20 protein-coding genes and 6 pseudogenes are annotated in these 22,479 nt (G+C 68.2%); 10 read left to right on the top strand and 16 right to left on the bottom strand.

The annotated features are described in order from the left end of the window. Window positions 1–191 precede the first annotated feature (191 nt). Together ACZ4SF_RS32495 and ACZ4SF_RS32500 are read left to right on the top strand one after the other, a co-directional pair. Window positions 192–818 (top strand): GyrI-like domain-containing protein, encoded by a 627-nt coding sequence (locus ACZ4SF_RS32495; protein ID WP_468391605.1) that lies wholly within the window; start codon window positions 192–194, stop codon window positions 816–818. 203 nt (window positions 819–1,021) lie between these two features. Further along, complete coding sequence (locus ACZ4SF_RS32500; RefSeq protein WP_468391608.1) at window positions 1,022–1,207, top strand: MmyB family transcriptional regulator; 186 nt, start codon at window positions 1,022–1,024, stop codon at window positions 1,205–1,207. 56 nt (window positions 1,208–1,263) lie between these two features. On the opposite strand, the pseudogene ACZ4SF_RS32505 reads toward ACZ4SF_RS32500, so the two are convergent. Continuing rightward, window positions 1,264–1,389: pseudogene (locus ACZ4SF_RS32505) on the bottom strand (CHAT domain-containing protein); the annotation flags it as partial. A 78-nt stretch (window positions 1,390–1,467) separates the two neighbouring features. Here ACZ4SF_RS32505 and ACZ4SF_RS32510 point away from each other — a divergent pair. Then, a pseudogene (locus ACZ4SF_RS32510) lies at window positions 1,468–1,714 on the top strand (Tn3 family transposase); the annotation flags it as partial. 469 nt (window positions 1,715–2,183) lie between these two features. Further along, complete coding sequence (locus tag ACZ4SF_RS32515; RefSeq protein WP_468391611.1) at window positions 2,184–4,781, top strand: Pls/PosA family non-ribosomal peptide synthetase; 2,598 nt, start codon at window positions 2,184–2,186, stop codon at window positions 4,779–4,781. A 535-nt stretch (window positions 4,782–5,316) separates the two neighbouring features. Here ACZ4SF_RS32515 and ACZ4SF_RS32520 read toward each other — a convergent pair. From ACZ4SF_RS32520 to ACZ4SF_RS32530, 3 genes and pseudogenes are all read right to left on the bottom strand, one after another. Then, the gene (locus ACZ4SF_RS32520; protein WP_468391686.1) at window positions 5,317–6,567 is read right to left on the bottom strand and encodes a cytochrome P450; all 1,251 of its coding nucleotides are present in this window, start codon (window positions 6,565–6,567) and stop codon (window positions 5,317–5,319) included. A gap of 3 nt (window positions 6,568–6,570) precedes the next feature. Then, window positions 6,571–7,941 (bottom strand): annotated as a pseudogene (locus tag ACZ4SF_RS32525) (NAD(P)/FAD-dependent oxidoreductase); the annotation flags it as partial. Beyond that, complete coding sequence (locus tag ACZ4SF_RS32530; protein ID WP_468391614.1) at window positions 7,938–8,162, bottom strand: ferredoxin; 225 nt, start codon at window positions 8,160–8,162, stop codon at window positions 7,938–7,940. The pseudogene ACZ4SF_RS32525 and the gene ACZ4SF_RS32530, both read right to left, overlap by 4 nt. A gap of 593 nt (window positions 8,163–8,755) precedes the next feature. Between ACZ4SF_RS32530 and ACZ4SF_RS32535 the strand changes: the two genes are divergently transcribed. Continuing rightward, complete coding sequence (locus ACZ4SF_RS32535; RefSeq protein ID WP_468391616.1) at window positions 8,756–9,313, top strand: GNAT family N-acetyltransferase; 558 nt, start codon at window positions 8,756–8,758, stop codon at window positions 9,311–9,313. A 96-nt stretch (window positions 9,314–9,409) separates the two neighbouring features. On the opposite strand, the gene ACZ4SF_RS32540 is transcribed toward ACZ4SF_RS32535, so the two are convergent. The 4 genes from ACZ4SF_RS32540 to ACZ4SF_RS32555 form a co-directional block, all read right to left on the bottom strand. Continuing rightward, entirely contained in the window at window positions 9,410–10,711 is a 1,302-nt protein-coding gene (locus ACZ4SF_RS32540; protein ID WP_468391619.1) for a cytochrome P450, read from the bottom strand. A 369-nt stretch (window positions 10,712–11,080) separates the two neighbouring features. Beyond that, window positions 11,081–11,485 carry a DUF6529 family protein gene (locus tag ACZ4SF_RS32545; protein ID WP_468391689.1) on the bottom strand — a complete coding sequence of 135 codons (405 nt, stop codon included), beginning with the start codon at window positions 11,483–11,485 and terminating at the stop codon, window positions 11,081–11,083. After that, on the bottom strand, window positions 11,431–11,721 hold the full coding sequence (locus tag ACZ4SF_RS32550) for a DUF6529 family protein (protein ID WP_468391622.1): 291 nt from the start codon (window positions 11,719–11,721) through the stop codon (window positions 11,431–11,433). Before ACZ4SF_RS32550 ends, ACZ4SF_RS32545 begins: the two co-directional genes overlap by 55 nt. 75 nt (window positions 11,722–11,796) lie before the next feature. Further along, window positions 11,797–12,048, bottom strand: coding sequence for a hypothetical protein (locus tag ACZ4SF_RS32555; RefSeq protein ID WP_468391624.1), 252 nt, complete (start codon window positions 12,046–12,048; stop codon window positions 11,797–11,799). Window positions 12,049–12,070: 22 nt separating this feature from the next. On the opposite strand from ACZ4SF_RS32555, the gene ACZ4SF_RS32560 reads away from it, so the two are divergent. After that, window positions 12,071–12,295, top strand: a complete 225-nt coding sequence (locus ACZ4SF_RS32560) for a hypothetical protein (protein WP_468391691.1) — start codon at window positions 12,071–12,073, stop codon at window positions 12,293–12,295. A 66-nt stretch (window positions 12,296–12,361) separates the two neighbouring features. Here ACZ4SF_RS32560 and rph read toward each other — a convergent pair whose 3' ends face one another. The 4 genes and pseudogenes from rph to ACZ4SF_RS32580 all read right to left on the bottom strand — a co-directional run. Continuing rightward, on the bottom strand, window positions 12,362–14,959 hold the full coding sequence (gene rph / locus ACZ4SF_RS32565) for a rifamycin-inactivating phosphotransferase (RefSeq protein ID WP_468391627.1): 2,598 nt from the start codon (window positions 14,957–14,959) through the stop codon (window positions 12,362–12,364). Window positions 14,960–15,182: 223 nt separating this feature from the next. Further along, window positions 15,183–16,028, bottom strand: coding sequence for an endonuclease/exonuclease/phosphatase family protein (locus ACZ4SF_RS32570; protein ID WP_468391629.1), 846 nt, complete (start codon window positions 16,026–16,028; stop codon window positions 15,183–15,185). 114 nt (window positions 16,029–16,142) lie between these two features. Further along, window positions 16,143–16,436 (bottom strand): hypothetical protein, encoded by a 294-nt coding sequence (locus tag ACZ4SF_RS32575; RefSeq protein ID WP_468391709.1) that lies wholly within the window; start codon window positions 16,434–16,436, stop codon window positions 16,143–16,145. A gap of 22 nt (window positions 16,437–16,458) precedes the next feature. Continuing rightward, window positions 16,459–16,737, bottom strand: a pseudogene (locus ACZ4SF_RS32580) (DUF6882 domain-containing protein); the annotation flags it as partial. Window positions 16,738–16,741: 4 nt separating this feature from the next. Between ACZ4SF_RS32580 and ACZ4SF_RS32585 the strand changes: the two are divergent. After that, window positions 16,742–17,165 (top strand): annotated as a pseudogene (locus ACZ4SF_RS32585) (ATP-binding protein); the annotation flags it as partial. Window positions 17,166–17,214: 49 nt separating this feature from the next. Here the strand turns inward: ACZ4SF_RS32585 and ACZ4SF_RS32590 are convergent. The 3 genes and pseudogenes from ACZ4SF_RS32590 to ACZ4SF_RS32600 form a co-directional block, all read right to left on the bottom strand. Further along, the gene (locus ACZ4SF_RS32590; RefSeq protein WP_468391632.1) at window positions 17,215–17,742 is read right to left on the bottom strand and encodes a DinB family protein; all 528 of its coding nucleotides are present in this window, start codon (window positions 17,740–17,742) and stop codon (window positions 17,215–17,217) included. Between the two features lie 167 nt (window positions 17,743–17,909). After that, window positions 17,910–18,184 (bottom strand): annotated as a pseudogene (locus ACZ4SF_RS32595) (hypothetical protein); the annotation flags it as partial. A 10-nt stretch (window positions 18,185–18,194) separates the two neighbouring features. Further along, window positions 18,195–18,341 carry a hypothetical protein gene (locus tag ACZ4SF_RS32600; RefSeq protein WP_468391634.1) on the bottom strand — a complete coding sequence of 49 codons (147 nt, stop codon included), beginning with the start codon at window positions 18,339–18,341 and terminating at the stop codon, window positions 18,195–18,197. 138 nt (window positions 18,342–18,479) lie between these two features. On the opposite strand from ACZ4SF_RS32600, the gene ACZ4SF_RS32605 reads away from it, so the two are divergent. Beyond that, window positions 18,480–18,902 carry a hypothetical protein gene (locus ACZ4SF_RS32605; RefSeq protein ID WP_468391637.1) on the top strand — a complete coding sequence of 141 codons (423 nt, stop codon included), beginning with the start codon at window positions 18,480–18,482 and terminating at the stop codon, window positions 18,900–18,902. After that, window positions 18,836–20,041 (top strand): IS701 family transposase, encoded by a 1,206-nt coding sequence (locus tag ACZ4SF_RS32610; RefSeq protein ID WP_468391694.1) that lies wholly within the window; start codon window positions 18,836–18,838, stop codon window positions 20,039–20,041. Before ACZ4SF_RS32605 ends, ACZ4SF_RS32610 begins: the two co-directional genes overlap by 67 nt. A gap of 155 nt (window positions 20,042–20,196) precedes the next feature. On the opposite strand, the gene ACZ4SF_RS32615 is transcribed toward ACZ4SF_RS32610, so the two are convergent. Then, window positions 20,197–21,078: an AraC family transcriptional regulator gene (locus ACZ4SF_RS32615; RefSeq protein WP_468391640.1), complete on the bottom strand. Its 882-nt coding sequence runs from the start codon at window positions 21,076–21,078 to the stop codon at window positions 20,197–20,199. Between the two features lie 212 nt (window positions 21,079–21,290). Here ACZ4SF_RS32615 and ACZ4SF_RS32620 point away from each other — a divergent pair, with 212 nt between their 5' ends. Further along, complete coding sequence (locus ACZ4SF_RS32620) at window positions 21,291–22,406, top strand: serine hydrolase domain-containing protein (protein WP_468391697.1); 1,116 nt, start codon at window positions 21,291–21,293, stop codon at window positions 22,404–22,406. Window positions 22,407–22,479 lie beyond the last annotated feature (73 nt).

Below are 22,479 nucleotides of genomic sequence, written 5' to 3' on the forward strand. Positions count from 1 at the left end.
CTGATCGGACTTCTTGTCAGTGGCAGCGGCTAACGTCCCTACATGACCAGGGCGCCGAACTCATCTGGCAGGGCACGGGAGTTTCTAAGCGGCCGTTGGGGAGCCGGCCGTCGGGGAGTCCCGCTCAGGGGCCGCTGCTCCAGGCCGGCCCGTGGCTGTGATGACAATGACTCACAGGAGGGTTCCTCGGTATGACTGCCAAGTACGACGTCAAGCGCGAGCTCAAGAAGTGCTACTCGCCCAAGAACACTGACTGGGAGCTCGTTGACATCCCCGAGCTCCATTTCCTCGCCATTGAGGGGTGCGGCGATCCGAACACCTCCACCGCGTACCGCCACGCGGTTGAGGCGCTCTACGCAGTCGCCTATACCGCGAAGTTCGCGAACAGAGGCGACCTCGGCAAGGACTTCGTCGTCGGCCCGCTTGAGGGATTGTGGTGGGCAGACGACATGGACGACTTCCTGGCCAGGCGCAAGGGCAACTGGCGATGGAGGCTGCTCATCAACATTCCTGACTGGATCACCGTCAGCCTGATCGAAGACGCCAAGTACACCGCCCTGACCAAGAAGAACCTTCCCACCATTCCACATGTTCGGTCAGAAACGCTGCACGAGGGTACCAGCGCCCAGGTCCTCCACATCGGCCCTTACGACGACGAGACACCGATCCTGGCCCGACTGCACCACGAATACCTCCCCGCTAACAACCTGCAGGAGGCGGGGCTGCATCACGAGATCTACCTCAGCGACCCACGCAGGACCGACCCCACCAAGCTCAGGACGATCCTGCGGCAACCCGTAGAAGCGCGCTCCGTTTGAAGGACGTCGGCGCGCCAAGCCAAGGACGACGCCCGCCAGCGAGGTCGGAGAACAATGCTCGTCGAACGACCAGGCGAAATCAGAAGGCGATCGGCAAGCTTCATCGCCCTGCATTCACGCTTCAGCTCGATGGCGAGCCGGCCGACGTCCTCTCCGCCGCGCAGGCCGCCGTGGACGCCCCGGTCGGCTGAGGCCTGCGTGGCGTGCGCACCGCTGTCCCGAATGCCACCGTCGTCCGACGGATCGCCGCAGAGACAGTGGCCATCCTCCGGCTCGAAGCAGGCCGCTACCCTCACGACCGCCAGCTCGCCGACCTCGTCAGTGAACTCAGACTGGCGACACCTGAGTTCACTACCTGGTGGAACAACCATCGAGTCCTGCGACCGTAGGAATTTTCCATTAGCTCCTGCGTCTCCCGGTCAGGGACCTGCCACAGGCTCATCACGTGAGTCCGCGCGCCGGCGATTCCCACCAACCGGCGTAGTCCGTACACGCCCTGCCTGACGGCGACCAGACCACGACCCGTGTCGCAGGCCGACATCACGACGAGTCCGTTGCCGGACAGGTCCATGGTGGCGAGGTCGGCTGCGGTCAGCAGCCCGTCCTCCGCGGACAGGACGTGAAGCTCAGCTTCGAGATCCACCCCAACGGCCGGTTGAAACTGAACGTGGACCGGCTCGGCGCACTCGGCGAGAGCGCCTCATCGAAGTGGCTGCGCCAGACCACCGCGAAGATGCTCCAGAAGATCGACCTGCCGGACCTGCTGTTCGAGGTCGACTCCTGGACCGGGTTCCTGAACGCCTTTGTGCCCCTGGGCGACGACCGGACGCGCATGGAGGACATCAAGACCTCGCTGGTCGCGCTGCTGGTGAGCGAGACCTGCAACATCGGCTGCTGTGATCTTCGCTGCGGCCTGAACCCGGAGAACAGGGCCACCCAGCGCAGCTTCGCCGTCAACCGGTTCCGCACCGCCGACCACACCAACATTGCCGCCGGACGCCGCGCGACAGTGCTCCGCCCCGACGGCGGCCACTGGCCGGCCCGGACTCAACCGATCTGCGCCACCGCACGGTCCGCGACCTCCCCAATCGCCCTGAGGGCGAGGGGCCGCCATTCGGGTGATTCGTTACGCGGCCGCGTTGTGCGAAGGGCCTAAGAAAACGGGCCCAAAGCGCGCTTTCCGTCGTGCGTGGCGGTCGCCTCGAAGTGGCAACGGAACGAAAGTCGACCGACACTGAGCGCTGAGGCTCGTGATCAGAGCACGCACTTCGAGGCTCCCGAGGTTCGGCGGGCCGTTCAGCTGGAGCGCGGGGCCTGGGCACTTGTCGGCGGCTCACGGCGATCAAACGTCCTGTAGGAGATCGAATGGTGGAGCAGTCATCAGAGGTCCATATAATCGGGCTGGACGAAGATACCGTCACGCAGCGGATCGGCGCCGGCCCTACGAGGACGGAGATCGAGCGGAATCTCGCGGATGCGCTGGCCGACCTCATGGGCGCCGAGAGCGTTCCGATCGACAGTCACTTCTTCACGGACCTCGGCGCCAACTCCCTGGTCATGGCCCAGTTCTGTGCCCGAGTGCGGAAGCAGCCCGAGTTGCCGTCCCCGTCCATGAAGGACATCTACCAGCATCCCACGATCCGCAGCCTGGCGGAGGCGTTCGCGCAGCGCATCGCGGACACCACCGAGGTGCCGAACCTCTCGTCATCGCCGGCGCAGACCGTGCCGCCGACCCCGGTGACGGCCGCGAGCGGGCTGACCCACTTCCTCTGCGGGACCGCCCAGTTGCTGTGTTTCCTCACCTATTCCGTCGTAGCGGGTTTCGTCACTGCCTCCGGATACCGATGGATCGACAACAGTTCGGGTTTGGCCGACATCTATGTGCGATCGCTGCTTTTTGGTGGCATCGGGTTCATCGCACTGTGCGTTTTCCCGATCGCCGCCAAATGGCTTCTCGTCGGCCGCTGGAAAGCGGATGAGTTCCCGCTCTGGGGGCTCTCATATGTGCGTTTCTGGCTGGTGAAGTCGCTGCTCCACGCGAATCCGATGATCCTCTTCGTCGGGAATCCGCTGTATGTGCTGTACCTGCGGGCGCTGGGCGCGCGCATCGGCAGGGGAGTGACGATCCTGACCCGGTCCGTGCCGGTCTGCACCGACCTGCTGACGGTCGGCGCCGGCAGCGTGATCCGCAAGGACGCGTTCTTCCTTGGCTACCGAGCTCACGCGGGCCGCATCCAGACCGGCCGGATCACGCTCGGCCATGACGTGTTCATCGGCGAGAAGACCGTCCTGGACATCGACACCGCGATGGGCGACGGAGCACAGCTCGGCCACTCGTCGGCGCTGCACCGCGGCATGGCGGTCCCGGACGGTGAGCACTGGCACGGTTCCCCGGCGCAGCGCACGGACGTCGACTACGTGCGCATCCCGCCTGCCAGCTGCGGCACCCCGCGCCGGGCCTGGTTCGGTCTGGTCACGCTGGTTCAGCTGTTCTTGCTGTACATACCCTTGGCCGTCGGCGGGATGTACATGCTCTTCACCGAGGTACCGGCGATCGGCCGGCGGCTCGACCCGGAGACGGCCGCGCTGAGCGCAATGGAGTTGCTCGACGACGCGCTGGTCCTCTCCCTCGCACTGTTCGTCGGCTTCCTGGTCCTGGGCCTCGTCGTCCTGCGCACCGTTCCGCGGCTGCTGCACCTGGCCATCAAGCCCGACCGGGTCTATCCGCTCTACGGGTTCCACTACGCGGTGCACCGGGCGATCGCCCGCATCACGAACATCAGGTTCTTCGCCTGGCTCTTCGGCGACAGCTCCTACATCGTGCCCTACCTCCAGATCCTCGGATACGACCTGTCCCGGGTCGAGCAGACCGGCTCCAACTTCGGTACCGAGGTGCAGCACGAGAATCCGCTGCTCGTCTCCGTCGGCAGCGGCACGATGGTGGCCGACGGACTCTCCGTCGTCAACGCGGACTTCTCCAGCACGTCCTTCCGGGTGTCCAGGGCGACCCTCGGTCCGCACAACTTCCTGGGCAACAACATCGCCTACCCCTCTGGCGGCAGGACAGGTGACAACTGCCTGCTCGCGACAAAGGTGATGGTTCCTCTGGAGGGCCCGGTCCGCGAGGGTGTCGGCCTGCTGGGCTCGCCCTGCTTCGAAATCCCGCGGTCAGTGGAGCGCGACGCGCGATTCGACAACCTCAGGACCGGGGACCAACTGCGCATCAGTCTCTCCGCGAAGAACCGGTACAACCTGCGCTCGATGGCCCTCTGGCTGTTCCTGCGATGGCTGCACACCTTCGCGCTCACCCTGCTCGGGCTCGCGACGGTCGACTTGTACGGAGCGCTGGGTGACGCGGTGATCGCCGGCTACCTAGCCATCACGCTCGCCTTCACCACCGCGTACTTCGCCCTGGTGGAACGCTGCCTCGGACGGTTCCGCGCGCTACGGCCCCGGCTCTGCTCCATCTACGACCCCTACTTCTGGTGGCACGAGCGCCTGTGGAAGGTGCCCGACCGCTATCTGAACGTCTTCAACGGAACCCCCTTCAAGGCCCTGGTGTGGCGGCTGCTGGGCGTACGCATCGGCCGCCGGGTGTTCGACGACGGCTGCTACATGACCGAGCGAACACTGTCCACCGTCGGCGACTACTGCATCCTCAATGCCGGCAGCAAGATCCAGTGCCACTCGCAGGAGGACGGAACCTTCAAATCCGACCGGACCACGCTCGGTACCGGCTGCACTCTGGGCATCGGATCCCATGTGCACTACGGCGTGACGATGGGCGACGGCGCGGTGCTCGCGCCCGATTCCTTCCTCATGAAGGGCGAGGAGGTACCCGCGCGCGCACGGTGGGGCGGCAATCCGGCCGTAAATCTGCCGGATGCCGTTCATCAGCCCGGCCCGGGCGCCCGGGCAACCTCACCGCCTTCGGCCGAAGCCCCTGCAACGACTGTGAATTGAGGAAGGCCCCTCGACGGGGGCCATCTCCTCACGGGGGACTGTTTGTACGCCCGGTGGCCGTGCTCCCTGCGGCCGTCGGGCCGCTTCGCATGACCTTCGCCTCGTCGGGGCTGTCGACCGCCGTAGGTCATCGCCGCCGGCGAACTCCAGCGAGCCCCCCAGCGCGAGCTGACCTACGACGGACTGCGCGCCGCCGAGGCCAAGGGCAACAAGGACGGTCGCCCCGAGGGTCAGCGAGTCTCGCGGACCGCTCCCCGCACGCGCGGGGAGGGCCCCTGGGAGCCCGCGGAAGAGCTCAGCCAGCAGGCCGAGGCCGACAGCATCCAACTCGCGATCCTCGACCCCGGCGACGTCAGCGACGCATGGCCAGGGGGACGAACCCCTCTCCAGTTCCGGTCCCGCCCCGGCAGGAGGACCGTAGCGGTCAGACGGTGGACGGGATGGGAGTGAGAAGGGTAGAGAGTTGCTGTCGAATGCAGAGCCGGCCGGCCGGGCCGTCCGCGGCGCGACCTTGCAACTGCCCTCAGCTGCCGTGTCAACCGTCACCCTGCTCGATGTCCAGATGGATCGGACCCCGAAGAACGGGGCTGGGCCGGTACGGCGGCGGGTCGTCGACCAGCCTGGGGCGGTCGAGCCGGCGTACCAACTCCGTCAGCGCGATCTGGGTTTCCCGCCGGGCCAGCGGGCTGCCGAAACACACGTGGATGCCGCTGCCGAACCCCAGGTGCTGGTTGTCATGCCGGTCCGGGTCGAAGCGGTCCGGATCGTGGAAGCGCTTCGGATCGCGACTGCCTGAGGCCAGCATGAGCATGATCTGCGAGCCCTGGGGGATGACGGTGTCGGCGACGGTGATGTCGCTGTACGCCACCCGCCAGGGAATGATGTGCACGGGGGGCTCGTAGCGCAGCAGTTCCTCGACCAGCGGCACGACGAGGTCCGGGTCGTCGCGCAGTCGCTGCAGTACCTGCGGGTGGCGCAGCAGCGTCAGCATGCCGTTGGTGATGAGGTTGACGGTGGTCTCGTGGCCGGCGATGAGCAGCAGCCTGGCGGTGGCGACGATGTCGGCGTCGGTCATCCGGCCGTCGGGCCCGTCGTCGTTGGCCAGCCGGCCCAACAGACCGTCGCCCGGCCGGCCGTGGCACTGTTCCACCAGTTCGTCGAGGCGCTGGCGCAAGTCCGTGCGGGCCTGTACGCCCTTGTCTAGTTTCTCCTTCGGGTCGGTCTCGGGGTTGTAGTCGACCGAGTTCATGATGTCGTTCACCCAGCGGTGGAACCGCGGTTCGTCCTCGCGTGGCACGCCGAGCAAGTGACAGGTCACGGTTACCGGGAGCGGGAAGGCGAAATCGTCGACGACGTCGATTTGCCCTTTGCCCGCAAAGTCGTCGATCAGGCTGCCTACGGTGGCGGTCAGGTCGCTTTCCATGCCGGTCACCAGCCCCGGGGTGTGCGGGGGGCCGAAGTGGCGCATCGCCATGCGCCGCAGGCGATCGTGCTCGGGCGGGTCCAGGTGGATGAACGACGACGTGGCCCCTCCGTCGACCGGGGGTATCGGATGCGACAGATTGCGCAGGTCGGAACTCAGGTGCGGGTCGTTCAGCGTGTCCGCGATCTCACGATAGGTACTGATGACGTAGCTGCCGTCCTCCTGCCGAGCCACCGGCCTCTCGCGCAACTCGGCATACAGCGGGTACGGGTCGGCCCGGGCGGAGTAGTCGAAGATCCGTTGCAGTGTGCCAGGCGTCCCGCTCGTGCTTGTCCGGTCTTCCGCCTGCCGATGCCGGTGCACGGCCGTGATGCGGCGCCCACCCGGGTCATGTCCGGTGACGACCACGGTGGCGCCCTGAGCGAGCAGGGTGGGGCCGGGGAGGTCGACGGGAACCGGTTTCATGTCGGCCGGCCGGTCCGGCGTGGGGCAGGGGGGCGGGAAAGGTGCGGACGTCTCGATCAACCTTCGGTAGTGGTTCAGCCACCTGGCGTTGTTGAAGCTCACGGCAGCCGTGACGCGGCCCCGGTAGCCGTATGCGGTGACGAAGCGGTGGTCGGCCAGCGATCCCTGGGTGACGGCCACTTCGTCGGCGAAGGTCGGCACACCGACGGACTTGATGTTGACGCCGAACTGGATCGACCAGAACAACGGGATGGACGCGTGGGGCCGGCGGTCCTCCGGAGCGCTGACCATGTTGTGTGCCGCGACCTCTGCCTGCTCGACGGCGTTGGCCCAGTGCTCCATCGAGATGAGCCGGTTTTCGTAGACGGGGTTCGGGCAACGTGCCACGTCTCCCGCGGCGAAGACGTCGTCGGTGACGCGGCCATGGATGTCGAGGGCGCGGCAGCCCGTGTCGCAGGTGATGCCCCGTACGCCCGCCGCCAGTCCCGACTCCCGCAACCACTCGGTGTTGCGGATGCTCCCGAGCGCCACCACCGCAACATCGGCGTCGACCGTACTGCCGTCGGCGAAGTGAGCACGGCGAAACCGTCCCTGCGCGTCGCCCTCCAGCCGGGCGACCCTGACACCGCACCGTAGGTCGACACCGTGAGCGCGCTGCATGTCGGCCGCAACCTCGCCGATCATGGCGCCGAGCGCCCCGACCAGCGGGGCCGGCGCGAGTTCGGCGACGGTCACCGGGATGCCCCGCTCGCGGCAGACGGAGGCGATCTCGGAGCCGGTGAATCCCGCACCGATGACCAGCACACGGCAGGGCCCGGCGGCGAGGGCCCGCTGCAGGCTCTCGGCATGCTCGCGCGTACGTACGACGAACACGCCGTCCAGGGCCGCCTCGGACTCGACGAACCATGGGCGGGCCCGTACCCCGGTGGAGATCAGCACCCGGTCGAAGGGAATCTCGCGCCCGTCGGCGAGACGCACGTGGTTCGTCGCGAGGTCCAGCCCGCTGGCGGGCACGCCCAGCAGCCACTCCGCGTCGATGTCCCGACGGCGCGGCAGTGTGGTGCCCCCGGCCGGCACCCACCCGGTCAGTACTTGCTTGGACAGGGGAGGCCGGTCGTAGGGCTCGCCCAGCTCGTCACCGATCATGGTCAACGATCCGGTGAAACCCTCGTCGCGCAGAGCCTCCGCGGCCCGGAGCCCCGCCAGCGAAGCCCCGACGACCACGATGCGGCCATCGCGCTTGAACGCACGCAGGTCGTCGGCACGCGTCATGACGGCGACGCCTCCGCCGGTGCGTGCCGTGCCCCCAGCTCGACCAGGATCGCCTGGACCGGGCACGCCGTCGCTGCGCGCAGCACCTGGCCGCGCCAGGCCTCATCCGGGTTCGGGTCGTACATGAGCGCTTCCTCGCCGTGCATCCGGAACGCCTCCGGAGCCAGGAACGCGCACTGCGCATACCCCGCACATCGGGAAAGATCAACGACAACTTTCACCCTGACCTCCACACGGAGTGGGAGCTGCAGACCCTCAGCCGGCACCCAGCGCGCAGAGAGGATTCGGCCGCTGCCCGCGCGCAGGGAGGATCCGGCCGCTGCCCACCCCTGCGAAGTGCCGGGAGGTGCACCGCGCTCGTCGGGTCCACAATGGAAAGAATCGATCATCGCGGCTCGGCGATCAGCGCCTGACCAGGGACGTATCCTTGGTGCGGTTGCAATTCGGTTAGGCAAGCGGCGCTCTTTCGGACTTGCCGTTTCGACGGAGACCGTGTGGCACGGTACGCCGGAAAACCGTCACAAAATCAGCGTACAGCGGCGAGTCCGATGGCCCGGGAGGCGAACGCCACGGGTACCGCCATGAGCTGCCCCGACCTCCCGCCCCATGACAGCTCTGCCTTCGTTGAGTCCGAGGAGCAGTAGCGGGGCAGCACCGGCACGCCCCTCTCTGACCCAGTCGGACTTGCGCCCGCTGCACGACCCCGCTGCTCCGGACGAGGACGACGATCAGCGGTGAGACGGAGCACGGCGGGCAACGCCTGCATCGGCGTGCCTGTCGGCCTCGCGCGCACAGCGGCGTGATCAAATAGGGCATGGCATCGTCCTGGACCGGTAATCGGGTACGCCTGCGCGCTGTCGAGCCCGACGACTGGACGGCGTTCGCGCGTTTCGCCGACGAGGACGGGACGCGAGCGGGCCGGCTGGATCTGCCGAGGTCCGCCGAGAGCTACCGTGCCTGGGCGAAGGAGCAGGCGGTTGCCGAGTGCGATGACGACCGGTTCCGGTTGGCGGTCGAAGCGACGGCCACGGGAGAGCTGGTCGGTACAGTCGGCTCACATCGCACCGGCCCTCGCTCAGGCTGGTTCGAGTTCGACATCACCATCAGCGCAGGCCACCGGCGCAAGGGCTACGCGACGGAAGCCGTGGTGCTGCTGCTGCGCTTCATGTTCGCCGAGCGGCGCTATCACAAATGCCTGGCGGCGGTTTTGGCCCACAACGAGGCATCGCTGGCACTGCTTCGTGGGCTCGGCTTCACCGAGGAGGGGCGCTTGCGGGAACACGTTTTCTTCGCCGGCCGACACCACGACCTCGTCATGATGGGCATGCTCGTCAACGAGTTCGACCGGCGACACACGATGAGCGAACCATGAGCCGGTGATCCGAGCGCGTGTAGAACGGGACTCGGACTTGATCGACGTTCCTTGTTCGCGGGTGGAGGCGGCCTGCCACCGGAAATAGGACTGCCCTCAGTCGCGCAAGGTGGCACGCAGGTGCAGGCCGGCGGTTGCGAGACCTTCGAAGGTGGTGACCCGGTAGCCGGATTCCGCGCCGGGCGGCTCGCTCAAGTGGTAGCGGCGTGCTGTCTGCGCGGTCATGAGCGTGAGCATGGCCATGGCCAGAGCGGCTCCCTCGCAGCCGTGCGGCCCGGTACCGAAGCCGAGGAAGACCCCGGGCTTCGCCGGCGAGCCCGAATCGTCGAGCCAGCGTTCGGGCCGGAACCGGTCCGGTTCGGGGTGTTCCCGTGCGTCTCGGTGGGCGGTGTAGGGGCAGACGAGAACGGTGGATCCGGCGTCGATGGTGTAGTCGGCGAGCCGAGTCCGTCGCGGGACGCGCCGGGTGAGCAGCCAGCTCGGGGGGTGCAGTCGGAGCACTTCGCGTACCAGCGCCTGGGTGTATTGCAGGTTGTCGAGGTGGGTGCTGGTCGTCGTTGCCGGGTCGGCGGGCAGCAGGGCGGCTTCGGCCGCGACGCGGTCCGCGGCCTGGGCGTATCGGGCCAGGTGGAGCAGGATCCATCCGGCTGCCCGGGAGGGTGTCTCGAAGGTGGCGACGGTGATTCCGGGGAGGGTGTCGAGGATGACGTCTTCCGACAGCCGGCCGTAGCGGGGGGAGGGCCGGAGCATCTGTCCCAGCACGTCGTCACCGAGCTGGCCCGATGAACGGCGTCGGCGGAGGATGGGCCGCAAAGCGTTGGTGAAGGCGACTTGCTGCCGTGTGCGGAACCGCCGTGCCGGCGTGGGGGCCCAGCGCGGCCATACCCAGTGCGAGGGGCGTACGAGCACCTCCCGGGCCACGAAGAGCTGCCATGCGAAGGGCAGCAGGGCGGGAGCGTCTTCGGAGAAGAGGTAGCGCACACCGATCTCTGCCAGGACGGGCCGGACCAGGGGCAGAATCTCGACGTCCCGGCCCGTGGGCCACTGATCGGCAAGCCGAGCGGTCCCGGACGCGATCTCACCGATCCGGGCCGCAACCGCCTGCGGGCGCAGTCCGCGCATACGGGCGGCGCGAGCGTGCGCCCGCTCCTCGGGCATCGGCGCTCCGCCGGCCCGCTTCAACGGCGGGAAGAGGGGTGAGGACGGCTTGGTGAAGTCCTGCGCGCGGTGCAGGACCGCTTCACACACCCCGGCCGTAGCGGCTACGTAGACACCCAGCTCCAGCCGCCAGACGTCCCCGCACTCGTCAGCGCCACGGCGCGCCAGTGCAAGCCGGTCGCGGCTCCAGGCCGCGAAGCTGCCTCCGAGCAACTGCGGGGGCTCATTCACTCGATCCATGGGATCGCCCCTGACTTCTCGTACCAGTCAGGCCGATATCGTCGGCAGCGCGGCCAGGAGCCGGCGGGAGCCCGGGGGCGCCCGCCGAACGTGTGGTCACACCCTGTCGTCGCCGGTGTGCGTGCCCCAGTCGTGGGCCCCGTACGCACCGTAGTTGCGGGTGAAGGACAACTTGGCGAGCAGCTTGGCGATCATGAGGCACTCCTCTCGCTTGCCTTCAGCACCATGTGCCGTACGTCCGAGTTTTTCGCATATGACACATGGATACAAGGCGCGTGCTTGCGGGCCGGGCCTGCAGCCTGCCACCACCGCCCCGGCGCTGGCTGTCAGTGCCGCCCCCGGACGCGAGGTGTGGCGGCGCCGGGCACCTCAAGACCGGCGGCACCAACGCCCCGAAGGAACGGAACGGCTTTCACGCGAACCGGTCACCTCGCACCTCGGGAAGGGCGGCGGGTCGGCGCGCTGTGACCACTGCCGACAGTGGCCGCAGACGGCACCGAACGGGTGTCGTCCGCCTACAGGCCGGGCGCCCGGAAGCCGTTCAGATACCGGAACGCCACCGCGTACCAGGCCAGGGCGATCCCCGTGACGAGCGCGCCACCGGCGAGCGGAAGCGCCCAGCCCCGGCCAGCGGCGGTGGCGCACCACGACGACCTTGGCGACGAAGGCCTTGTAGAGAAAACAGCCGGCGAGCGAGTACAGCGCCTCGCGGGGCCCGGTCAGGCCGATGCCGTAGGCGATGAAGCACTGCTGGGCGATCGGGACGGAGAACAGGAAAGCGAACCATACCGATCAGGCGGTGCGCGGTGCCCACCGGCGCGGCGCGGCGCGCAGGCCGGGCAGTCGGCCGTACATCCCAGCGCGAGAAGCAACTGGATCAGAGCCAGTCCCAACAGGGCGCTGCCCAGCCGGGCCTTGAGCAGGGGCACGGCGTGGCCCTGCGCCCCGAAGAAGCTGTGCCGGTACTCGGGGGTGCGCACCCCGCCGTACCAGAGCAGGGCGGCGGTCACCGCCAGCGGCAGCAGCAGCCACAGCAGCCTCAGGAGCTGCCGGGTCCGGTGCGGAGGGTGAGGCGCGGCACGTGATCAGCCGCCCCCGCCGTCGGCCGTGTCGCCCCGAGGAACGCCGGCCCGAGTGGACGCAGAGCGCGGCGGGTCGCTGATCAGAAAGCCGACGAGCGCTGTCACGGCGCCGACGGCCTCGGCGGTCGCGCTGGCGGTCTTACTCGGCCCCCAGACCGGCTCGTACATGTTCGGCAGTGGACCGAGCGTGCCCACGTTCACGAACCGATAGAGCAGCACGGCGCCCAGGGCTGCGAAACACCTGGGCCTGTCCACGCCCGTCTTCCAACGCGTCGACATCACGCTCGACCGCCGCTACTACCCGCGGGGCCGACAGACCGTGCGCGCGCCGGGCACCTCGGACACCGAGCGCTGCATCCAGTCCGTGCGGACGGACGGCACCGCCTACGGAAAGACGTACCTGACCACCGAGGGCCTCCGCCGGCTGCACGAACTGTCCTTCCAGGTCGGCTCGACGCCCTCTTCCTGGGGCACCGGCACGAAGCGGCACCTCCCGCCCTGAAGTGACGCCGGTTCACGCCTCGCCGGTCTCTCGGCCACCGAGGCGGACCTCAGGAACCGTGGTCGGTCACGGGAGGATCTCTACGTACCCGTCGGTGCCGTGCACGCGGATCCGCTGCCCGTCCCGGATGAGCCGGGTGGCCCGCTCCACACCCACGATGGCCGGCAAGCCGTACTCCCGGGCGATCACCGTGCCATGGGTCATCAGACCGCCGACCTCCGTCACCAGGCCCGCGATGCCGACGAACAGCGGGGACCAGCTGGGGTCCGTGTGGGCCGTGACCAGGATGTCGCCCGCTTCGAGGTCGGCGTCCGCCATGTCGAGGACGACGCGGGCCCTTCCCTCGACGGTCCCGGCGGAGACCGGGAGCCCGATGAGGGCGCCGGCCGGTACGTCGTCGCGCCGGTACGCCCCGGTGACGGCCTCGCCGTCCGAGGTGAGCACCCGGGGCGGGGTGAGCGCCTGGTAGGACCGGAAGGCGTCCTTGCGGCGCTGGATCAGCCGGAGGTCCACCCGGTTCGAGCGCACGGCGTCGTGGAACTCCTGGAACGTGAGGTAGAAGACGTCCTCCTGCTCGGGGATCACGTTGGCCCGTACGAGGCGTTCGGCCTCCGCCAGGAGGGCCTGTTTGTAGACGAAGTAGCGGCTGACGATGCCGTACTTCGGGTACTCCCGGTACCCGATGAAGGTGCGGACCCGGTCGATCATCCGCTTGGTCTCGTCGGCCTTCCGGTCTCCGTCGGGCAGGGCCCGCAGGCGTGCCAGCACGTCCTGTTCTTTCTGCCGTGCTTTCCGACGCCCCAGCTCGAAGCGCCGCTCGGCGGCGCCGGGTTCGAAGTTCCGGACGTTGTCCAGGATCACGGGCACGAGCGTGCCGGGCCGCTCGCGCCAGCGCGGCCTCGTGATGTCGATCTCGCCCACGCAGCGCATGCCGTACCGGTCGAGGTAGGCCTCGACGGCGTCACGCGCTTCGGTCCCGCCCGCGAGCTTCGCCAGTTCGTCCAGGAAGCCCTCGTCCTCGACGCCCTGGAGGAACTCCACCACCTCGGGCCGCTGACGGATCACGTCCGCCACGTCGAGCAGCGCCAGGCCCATCTCCGAGGTGACGTTGTCGGGGGCGGACAGCGTGAGCGTGTCGGCCGCGTTCTTCTCGCCCAGCCACTCCCGCAGCCTGTCGTTGAGCCACCAGGTGGCCTCCATCCCCGCCATGATCACCTGGATGCTCAGCGGATCACTGAGGACTCGCTTGTGCTCCTCGAAGGCCTCCAGCAGGAAGTCGAACAGCGCCGGTCCGGTCTTCGTCCGGATGTCGCGTTCCAGGGCCGCGAGGGACGCCTCGCTGCGCTCGATCAGCTCGGTGACGACGGCCGGATCGGTCGCGATCGGGGCCGACGCGCCGCCCACAGGCGGCCCGCCGGGGTCCGCGTCCGGGAGCGACGGGACGAAGTCGGCGCGGTCGAGGACGGTCTCGAGTGCGTCCCTGACCAGCGGATCACCCCTCCCTATGAGGTCCAGGAGGCCGGCGCGGCTGGCGGGGGAGGCCAGGCGCGGGGTGACGTCCACGAACAGCCGCCCGCCGGCCTCGTGCATCGGCACCATGGCCGTCAGTTGCCACATGGAGAGCCCGAGAGGCTTCATGGCGTCGGTCATCATCTGCTGGTGGCCAACGGAGACGAAGACGTGATTCTCCTGGTCGCCGATGTCGGGAATGGGGAACAGTGTCGTGATCGGCCGGCTCTGAACGATCTGGAAGCCGTCGTCGGCCAGGCACCATTCGATGTCCTGCGGGCGGCCGAAGTGCGCTTCGATCCGCCGTCCGAGCCCCACGAGCCGCACGACCTGCGCATCCGTCAGCGTCGGCTGCTCCTGCCGCGGCGGGTCGACCGCCACCTCCCGCGCTGCGCCGGCTGGCAGCGCGTGCACGGCACGCTGTTTGACGGCGATCGTTCTGGTGACGACTTCGCCGTCACGCACCGTGAAGACGTCCGGGTTCACCAGGCCGGAGACCAGGGCCTCGCCGAGGCCGAAGCCGGCTTCCACGGTGGCGACCGTCCGGTTCCCCGTGACGGGGTCGGCGGTGAACAGGATGCCTGCCGCGTGCGGGAAGACCATCCGCTGGACGACCACGGCCATCTGGACCGTACGGTGGTCGATGCCGTTGCGTTGGCGGTAGGTCACGGCCCGCTCGGTGAACAGCGAGGCCCAGCACCGGCTGATGTGCCGGAGGACCGCCGTCGGCCCCACCACGTTCAGGTACGTGTCTTGCTGGCCGGCGAAGGAGGCCGTAGGCAAGTCCTCCGCTGTCGCGCTGGACCGGACGGCACAAGGGGTCTCCGCACCGAGCCGGGCGAGCGCGCCGGTGATCGCCGTCGCGAGATCGTCCGGGACGACGATCCCCTCGACGGTCCGGCGAATCTCCGCGCCGAGTGTGCGGATCGTCTCCCGGTCGTCCGGGTCCGAGCGCGACAGCCGAGCGAGCTGATCATCGATCGACGGAGCCTCCGCCATGATCCGCCGGAAGGCGTCCGTCGTCACGCAGAAGCCGTCCGGTACGCGGACCTCCCCGATCCGCGTCAGCCCGCCCAGGTGCGCGCCCTTGCCGCCGACGACCGCGACCTGGTTCTCGTCGATCTCCCGAAGATCCAACACGTACCGCTCGATCACTGAGCTCCCTCCGAGGCAGGCAGGCACCGTGACACCGCGGTGGCCGATCGCATCGCCGCCTCTTTTCCCCACGTTGTGGCACCGGCCGACGATTCTGCGCCGTGGCCCGGGCCTTGCCGCAAGCCCCCCACCGCGCTATAAGTTGAGAGTGGCAAGGAGAGGGCTCTCCTTGCCCTTCGCCTTTTCCGCCCAGCGGCACGCCGGGGATCCGGCGGGACACGCCTCAGACCGGCCCCAGGTCGGCGTGGAAGAGGTGGTGGTCCGAGTACGGGCTCGGATGCACACCGTGCGCGAGTGGCGCGATGCCGCGCAGGAACACGTAGTCGAACTTGCTGTCCCAGTCGTTGGTCGTCTCGCAGGCGCCGGCGGGCGACGGACGGCACTCGGGATCCGCGTCCGAGGCCAGCGCCCACATCCCCCCGAGTTCGGGAGCGTTCGGCACGCTGTTGAAGTCGCCGAGCACGATCACGCGGTCGTACCGGGCGACTTGTGGGGCGAGCACGTCGACCTGGTCCGCCCGGACCGCCTCCTGACGCCGTTGGGCGAGGTGGGTGTCGAAGACACGGACGGGCCGGCCGCCCACGAGGGTGGTGACCGCCATGTACCCACGGTCCTCGGATCCGCCCTCGGGGTATTCGACGCTGATGCGCTCGCTCATGGATGCCGCCGAGAGGATGGCCTGGCCGTAGGCTCCTGGTCGCCACGGCAGACCCCCGCAGCGGTTCCAGTTCCGGAGCACGGTCCCGTACTCAACGTGGTAGTCCAGCCCGTAGAGGTTCTTCAGAAGTTTCCGGATCTCCTCGACGTCACGCACGCACGCTTCCTGCAGGCCGATGACCTGGGGTGCGTATGTGGCGATCTCTGCTGCCCGGCCGAGGTTGTACCCGCTCCCACTGCAGGGATTGCAGATGTTCCACGTCATGACGCGATTCGGTACGACGGCCTCGGCGGCGTCGACCGGCAGTGGCCTGGCGAGGAGGGCGCTGTTCGGCGCGCTGGAGCCGATGACCAACATGCAGACCGCGGACAGGGCGCTCGCGAAGAGCCGAGTGCTTCGTCCGGGCACCATCTCCTCCTCAGCGTGGACGCACACCGCTTGTGCCCATCCAACATGCACAGGGCCGTCCCGCGCGACGGCGACCGCTGTCGGCACCGGCGGGTGGTCGGTCCGAGGCGGCCCGGCTCAGTAGCCCTGGGTGATCGCCTTTTCCCGCATCAGCGATTCCAGCTCCGTGTCCGTCAGCGGGTGCAAGGTGTGCAGCACGTGGCGCAGGCCCGATTCGTCGAGGGACTGGCTGCTGACCTCGACCTCCGCGTCGGGGTGGCGGCGAGTGAGGGTGATGCCTACGGCGCCGCCGGGGAGACGGCGGATCACGCGCATCACACCGTGCGCGTCCACCGTGCAGGTCGCGCCCTTGTCGGCGGGCTCCGGGCATCGGGGTGCCGGCGTGAGCGGTGAACGCACCACCAGGCCCACGAACCCGGATGGTCAAGGCCACGAGGGTCGAAGCAGCCTGCGCACCGGCGTTGATCTCTGGCTGGGCAAGGGCAGGATGCCCGTTGGCTTCTGCCCAGTCCCGGAAGCTGCGGGCGTCGCGGCTCATGTCGGGCAGGATGCTCTTGTCAGCCCAGGCCCACACCCGTGAGCCCGAGCCCGGGCTGAAACTTCCGAGAATCTGTGCAGGTGCCGTCGCAGTCTTATCGGAGAAGGTCCAGGTGATGATGCCGGTCGTCTGGTCCAGATCCCAGCGGTCCGCCGATCCCAGCCCCCAGGACATGTGCGCTCACCTGCTGATCGCGCTGGGCACCGAGGCCGCCAGATGCAGGGCTTCCGAGTCCGCTACGTGCTGGCCACCAAGCTCGTCAACGACCTGGTCGAAGCCGCCGACGAGAAGCAGCTGCCAAAGACGATCGCCCGCTACGGCCGCGTCGACCTGCTCTGCATTGACGAACTCGGCTACATGGAACTCGACCGGCGGGGTGCTGAGCTGCTGTTCCAGGTCCTGACCGAACGCGAGGAGAAGAACAGCGTCGCGATCGCCTCCAACGAGTCGTTCAGCGGCTGGACGAAGACCTTCACCGACCCCGGCTCTGCGCGGCGATCGTCGACCGTCTTACCTTCAACGGCGCGATCATCCAGACCGGCACCGAGTCATACCGCCTGGCCCACACCAAGGCCCTGGCCGAGCAGGCCGCCGCCGGCTGAGAGGGAATGCCGGGTGCTGGCGCGGTCATTGCGACCGCGCCAGCACGTCTCATGCGCCGGTAGATCCGTCGATCTGCTCGCGGATGAGGTCGGCATGACCGTTGTGACGTGCGTATTCCTCGATCATGTGCACCATGATCCAACGCAGGGAGACTCCCTGATCACCGACGTGACCCGCTTCCTGTTCGGACAGGCGGCCTGAGTCGTCCAGTGATGCTTCAGCGATCAGCTCACGGCCTCGAGCGACCTCCGCTTGCCACGCGGCCATCGCCTCGTCGAGCCCTCGTCCTGGCTGAAGGGCAAAGCCGTCGGCGTTGTTCTCCCCGAAGACCGGCGGCACGTCCTGACCTGCGAACACGCGCTGAAACCAGTTGCGCTCCACCTCAGCCATGTGCTGCACGAGACCGAGCAGCGTCATCGACGAGGGTGATGCCGCAGCAAGCCGTAATTGATCATCTTTGAGGCCCGAACACTTCAGAGCGAGAGTCGCACGGTGAAAGTCCAGCCACGCTGCAAGCATGGCGCGCTCGTCGGCAAGTGCGGGTGGGATAGGCCGTCCATCCGGTGTCGTATTCATGAGCACACCCTGGCAGCAGCAGCCGAGGCCCACGACCGTCTTTGCTGGCGACGAACACGTCTCGCCCCTCTCCCAGCGAGCCAGTGACATCAAAACTCACTGACATTGATCTTGTTGAGCCGCACGACGTGACTCCGGAAACCGCCTCCAAATGACTCCCTCGGAAACTGACACAGCCAGTGGATGATCTCGACGAGTTCGGGCCTCAGCCGCATCCAGGCACGGGAGGTGCGGATCTCTTCTTCGACCTGGTGCATGAACCAGCGCATGACCTCGTAGGGAACGTCCACGTGTGGCTCAAGCGGGTTGAAGCACACCGTCGGCTCCCGGGCCGGATCCTCGTCGGAACGATTGCGGTCACGAGGTTCCGTTGCCCGGCCACAAGGTCCAGTTCCAAGTACCAGGCGTCATCCGGCACGGAGCACATAGCGGCTGAGGGCATGCCTCTCCCATCACGCGACCCGTTCCCGGGCCCATATGAGGCTGGCGAGGAGCTGGAGTGCTGCTTGGTGGACGATGGGCTGGTTGTAGGCCTCGGCGTCGCCGAGCGTGCGGGCAGCAGCGTCGAAGTCCTGCTGAGCCGTTGCGCCAAGGCGCATCGACGGCGGGCACCGACTCGCCGACCGCGAGATGGAGGGCCTGTTGCGGGAGTATGAGTGATCAAGCGCGGCGTACTGTCGGTGCCGTCTTCTACGCTGCGTCTTTGACCGAACGGTTCAGCTGGGCAGGGGACAGGGGTGGGCGGCAACGAATGGCAGGACACAGGTCCGTATCGGCGTGATCTGGAGGCCGCGTTCCGGCAGGCCCAGGAAGAGGAACTGGCGCTGGACAACCACGGTTACGAGGGCCGGTCGGTTGAGGAGCTGTGGCGTGACCCGCAGTGGCAGGAGCACATCTTCACCGGCGGCACGGCCAGCGTGCTGGACTTCCCTTCAATGATCAACGCCACGGACACCGACGACGGCCCGTTCATGCGGCCCCTGACCGACGCCGAGGTGCGCGCGTGGGCTCCTCAGGGCCGGCCCACCTACGAGGAATGGGACGCTGCCCTTGAGTCGGAGCGGCTGGCCTTCCCGGGCCGTGGCCAGGGGAACTGCACGGTGCTCTACCGCGACGACCGGCCCGCGCAGATCGGCTACTGGGGGACCACCAACGACTAGCGCTGCGGCTCGCGTTCGAGCAGGCGAGGAAGAACGGCTGGCAGCTCGCGGAATGGGCAGGCCATCGCACTCCGGACGGCTTTCAGCGGCTGTTGAACAGCAGCGTCTGGGACGCGGATGCACTGCGTGACGATGTCCGTGCTTACGTCGGTGAGCGTCTCGGTCCGGGCGGTGTACTGATCATCGACGACACCGGGTTCGTCAAGAAGGGCACCACGTCGGCCGGGGTGTCGAGGCAGTACACCGGCACGTCTGGAAAGATCGACAACTGTCAGATCGGGGTGTTCGCCGCCTACGCCACCAGCTCGGGCCGGGCCCTGGTCGACCGGGACCTCTACCTGCCGAAAGCCTGGACCTGCGACCGCGAGCGCTGCCGGGTGGCGAAGATCCCCGACGAGCGGGGCTTTGCCACCAAGGGAGAACTGGCCCGGAACATCGTCCGCCGATGCCTCGCGGCGGGTCTGCCCGCCGCCTGGGTCACCGCGGACGAAGCCTATGGGCAGGACTGGCATTTCCGCCGTCTACTCGAACAACTCGATGTCGGCTACGTGGTCGCGGTGCCCAAGTCCCAGTCGATCAAGTCCCTGGCCGGGATCTGGCGCATCGACCAGCTCATCGAGGAAGCACCCCTTGATGCCTGGCAGCGGCCTTCCTGCGGCGACGGCGCCAAGGGCCCGCGCGTCTACGACTGGGCCGCGGCCACGCTTCCTGCCAACCTGATCTTCGACCCCGATCCGCCGACTCATCACCGCTGGGTGATGGCCCGCCGCAGCCTGTCCGATCCCGGCGAACTTGCCTACTACCTCGCCTACGCACCCGTCGGCATCGAGTTGGCCGAACTGGTCCGCATCGCCCGCTCCCGCTGGGCGATCGAGGAGTGCTTCCAGGCCGCGAAGAACGAGTGCGGTCTGGACGAGTACGAGGTCCGCCGCTACATCGGCTGGTATCGGCACATCACCCTGGCGATGCTCGCCCACGCCTTCCTGGCAGCACTCGCAGCCCAGGCCGACGATGCCGCAAAGGGGGCTGCAGAAACGGATCAGCCCTCGTCCCGCTTACCGTTGCAGAGATACGGCGACTCCTGGACGCTCTCCTGCCTCACCCACGAGCCGACCGCAACACCGTCACCCACGCACTGAAGTGGTCGGCCTGGAGGAGACGCTGTCAAGCCATCGCCCGCCGCTGCCACTATCGAAAAACCAGCTCAGGACACGAACCGCTGCTGGAGTACTAAATCGTCAAGGTCCATGAGCGTCAAGTGTGCCAGCCCCCGGCCCGGCGTCCCGGTGGGCGTTCACGCCCCGGCGCTCCCGCCGTCCCGCTCGACCGGGATCCACAGCTGGGAGTCGGTCTCGGCGCCGATCTCCACCGGCTGCGTCCGCAGGAGCTCTGGACCTATCCGGCTCGTGTACGGGTTTGAGGGGAACCATTGCGTGAACACGTCTCGCCACAGTTCCTGGAGGGCGCTCGGATAGGGCCCGTGGTTGTCGAAGACCGCCCAGGTCCCGGCTGACACGTCGAGGGCGTCGAGCTCCTCGGCGGCCGCCTCGGGACCGGTCACCACGCCGATCCAGTAGTCCGCCTCGGCGCCCTCCTCCCGGCTGTCGGTCAGGTACACCACCGCCGACAAGATCCCGTCCGGCTCCTGGCCGGCCAGCTCCTTCATCCGTACGATCGCCGGCTTGTCCAGGCTCTCCAGGTGCGCCGCGGCGGCCGCGTTGATCCCCTCCGGCACGAGCGGGAGCCGGGCCTTCTTGCCGATGACTCGAAACGACTCCTTCTCCACGATCCGGTAGCGCATGGTCGTGCTCCCTTCGACGACCACACGGAAGGACATACGCGGCTGCGCGGTGAGCACCGCACCCGTGCGCCGGGCCTCGCCCGGTCCGATGCCGTGCACCGATCGGAATGCCCGGGCGAACGCCTCGCCCGAGCCGTATCCGTACCGGACCGCAATGTCGAGCAGCGTCAGGTCCCCGGCCAGCACCTCGGCCCCGGCGAGGGTCATTCGTCGGCGCCGCACGTAGACCGGGAGCGGCATCCCGGCGAGCGCGGAGAACAGCCGCCGGAAGTGGTACTCCGACACCGCGGCGATCCGGGCCACCTCGGTCATGTCGACCTCTCGGTCGAGGCAGGCCTCGAGGTGGTCCAGCGCCTGATTCAGCCGCTCCAGCACGCCTATCCGTCCTTTCTTCTTGCTTCTCCACCGCCGCACGCAACTGGGCGTTGAACTGGCATCGGCCGACCGTGGGGCGAAGGCAGGAGCGGTCCCGCGCGGCCGTCAGGCCGCCTTGCTGGAGTAGAGAAGATGTGGTCGCGCCCCGCCCGACAAAACCGGTGCGGGAATTGTCGGGCAGGAAGCCCTGACCTGGCATGAGGCTTACGCGCATGACTGATATTAAGGGGTTTTGCGAGCCGCGGTTCGAGGCAGTACGGGCGGCCCTGGCAGCCTTGCTCGGCAAGGACGACGTGGGTGCCTCGGCGGCCGTCTACGTGGACGGCGAGCCGGCGGTCGACATCTGGGGCGGGTACGCCGATGCGGACCGCTCCGTCGGCTGGGAGCGACACACCCTTACCGGCGTGAACTCGACGACCAAGAACATGACCGCCCTGTGCGCGCTGATCCTGGCCGACCGGGGCGAGCTCGATCTGTCCGCGCCGGTCGCCGCCTACTGGCCCGAGTTCGCCGCGGCCGGTAAGGAGAAGGTGCTGGTGCGGCACGTGCTGTCGCACACCGCGGGGCTGCCGGACCTGTCCGGGCCGACGACGGTCGAGGAGCTCTACGACTGGGACAGCGTGACGGCGGGGCTGGCCGCGCAGGCGCCCGAATGGGAACCGGGAACGGCCGCCGGCTATCACGCACTAACCTTCGGCTTCCTTGCGGGTGAAATCGTCCGCCGCATCACCGGCCGCAGTCTCGGCGAGTTCTTCGCCGAAGAGGTGGCAAAACCGCTGGGTGCGGACTTTCACATCGGGCTCCCCACCGAACATGATCACCGCGTCGCGCCGCTCATCCCGCCGCCGTCACTGACCGACGAGTACGCCGCCAGCGCACCGCTCGGACCGGATGGCACACGCCGGGAGAACACCGGAGTGGCGATCCGGGTCAAGGACGCCAACTCCCCGGCTTGGCGGCGCGCGCAGATCCCGGCGGTGAACGGCTTCGGCAACGCCCGCTCCGTCGCCCTCGTCCAGTCGGTACTGGCGAACCAGGGTTCGGCCGGCGGCGTGCGGCTGCTGTCCCCCAAGGGGTGTGAGCCCGCCTGGCAGGAGGTGTTCCGCGGCGGGGACCGCGTGCTGGGCACCCCGATGTGCTGGACAGTGGGCTTCGGCAAGTTCGGCAACACCTTCGGCTGGGGCGGCTGGGGCGGCTCGCTGGTCGCGAGCGACCCCGACTCACGCATGACGGTGGCCTACGTCATGAACCAGATGATCGACCGGGACCGCCAAGAGGACAACCGCGGCATGGAGATCATCATGGCTGCCTACAGCGGACTGCGCTGACGGGCAACGGGGCGGCCTGACCCACACAGGCTGCTCCCTCCCACGCTCAGTGGGAGCCCTTGAGGAACGGCAC

This window comes from Streptomyces sp. NPDC027663 (genome assembly GCF_055566415.1).

Bases quoted from the DNA above. Each gene is read 5' to 3' on its own strand.
- ACZ4SF_RS32495 (WP_468391605.1), top strand. From the start codon at position 192: ATGACTGCCAAGTACGACGTCAAGCGCGAGCTCAAGAAGTGCTACTCG.
- ACZ4SF_RS32515 (WP_468391611.1), top strand. From the start codon at position 2,184: ATGGTGGAGCAGTCATCAGAGGTCCATATAATCGGGCTGGACGAAGAT.
- ACZ4SF_RS32535 (WP_468391616.1), top strand. From the start codon at position 8,756: ATGGCATCGTCCTGGACCGGTAATCGGGTACGCCTGCGCGCTGTCGAG.
- ACZ4SF_RS32540 (WP_468391619.1), bottom strand. From the start codon at position 10,711: ATGGATCGAGTGAATGAGCCCCCGCAGTTGCTCGGAGGCAGCTTCGCG.
- ACZ4SF_RS32570 (WP_468391629.1), bottom strand. From the start codon at position 16,028: ATGGTGCCCGGACGAAGCACTCGGCTCTTCGCGAGCGCCCTGTCCGCG.
- ACZ4SF_RS32590 (WP_468391632.1), bottom strand. From the start codon at position 17,742: ATGAATACGACACCGGATGGACGGCCTATCCCACCCGCACTTGCCGAC.
- ACZ4SF_RS32600 (WP_468391634.1), bottom strand. From the start codon at position 18,341: ATGCGCCTTGGCGCAACGGCTCAGCAGGACTTCGACGCTGCTGCCCGC.
- ACZ4SF_RS32620 (WP_468391697.1), top strand. From the start codon at position 21,291: ATGACTGATATTAAGGGGTTTTGCGAGCCGCGGTTCGAGGCAGTACGG.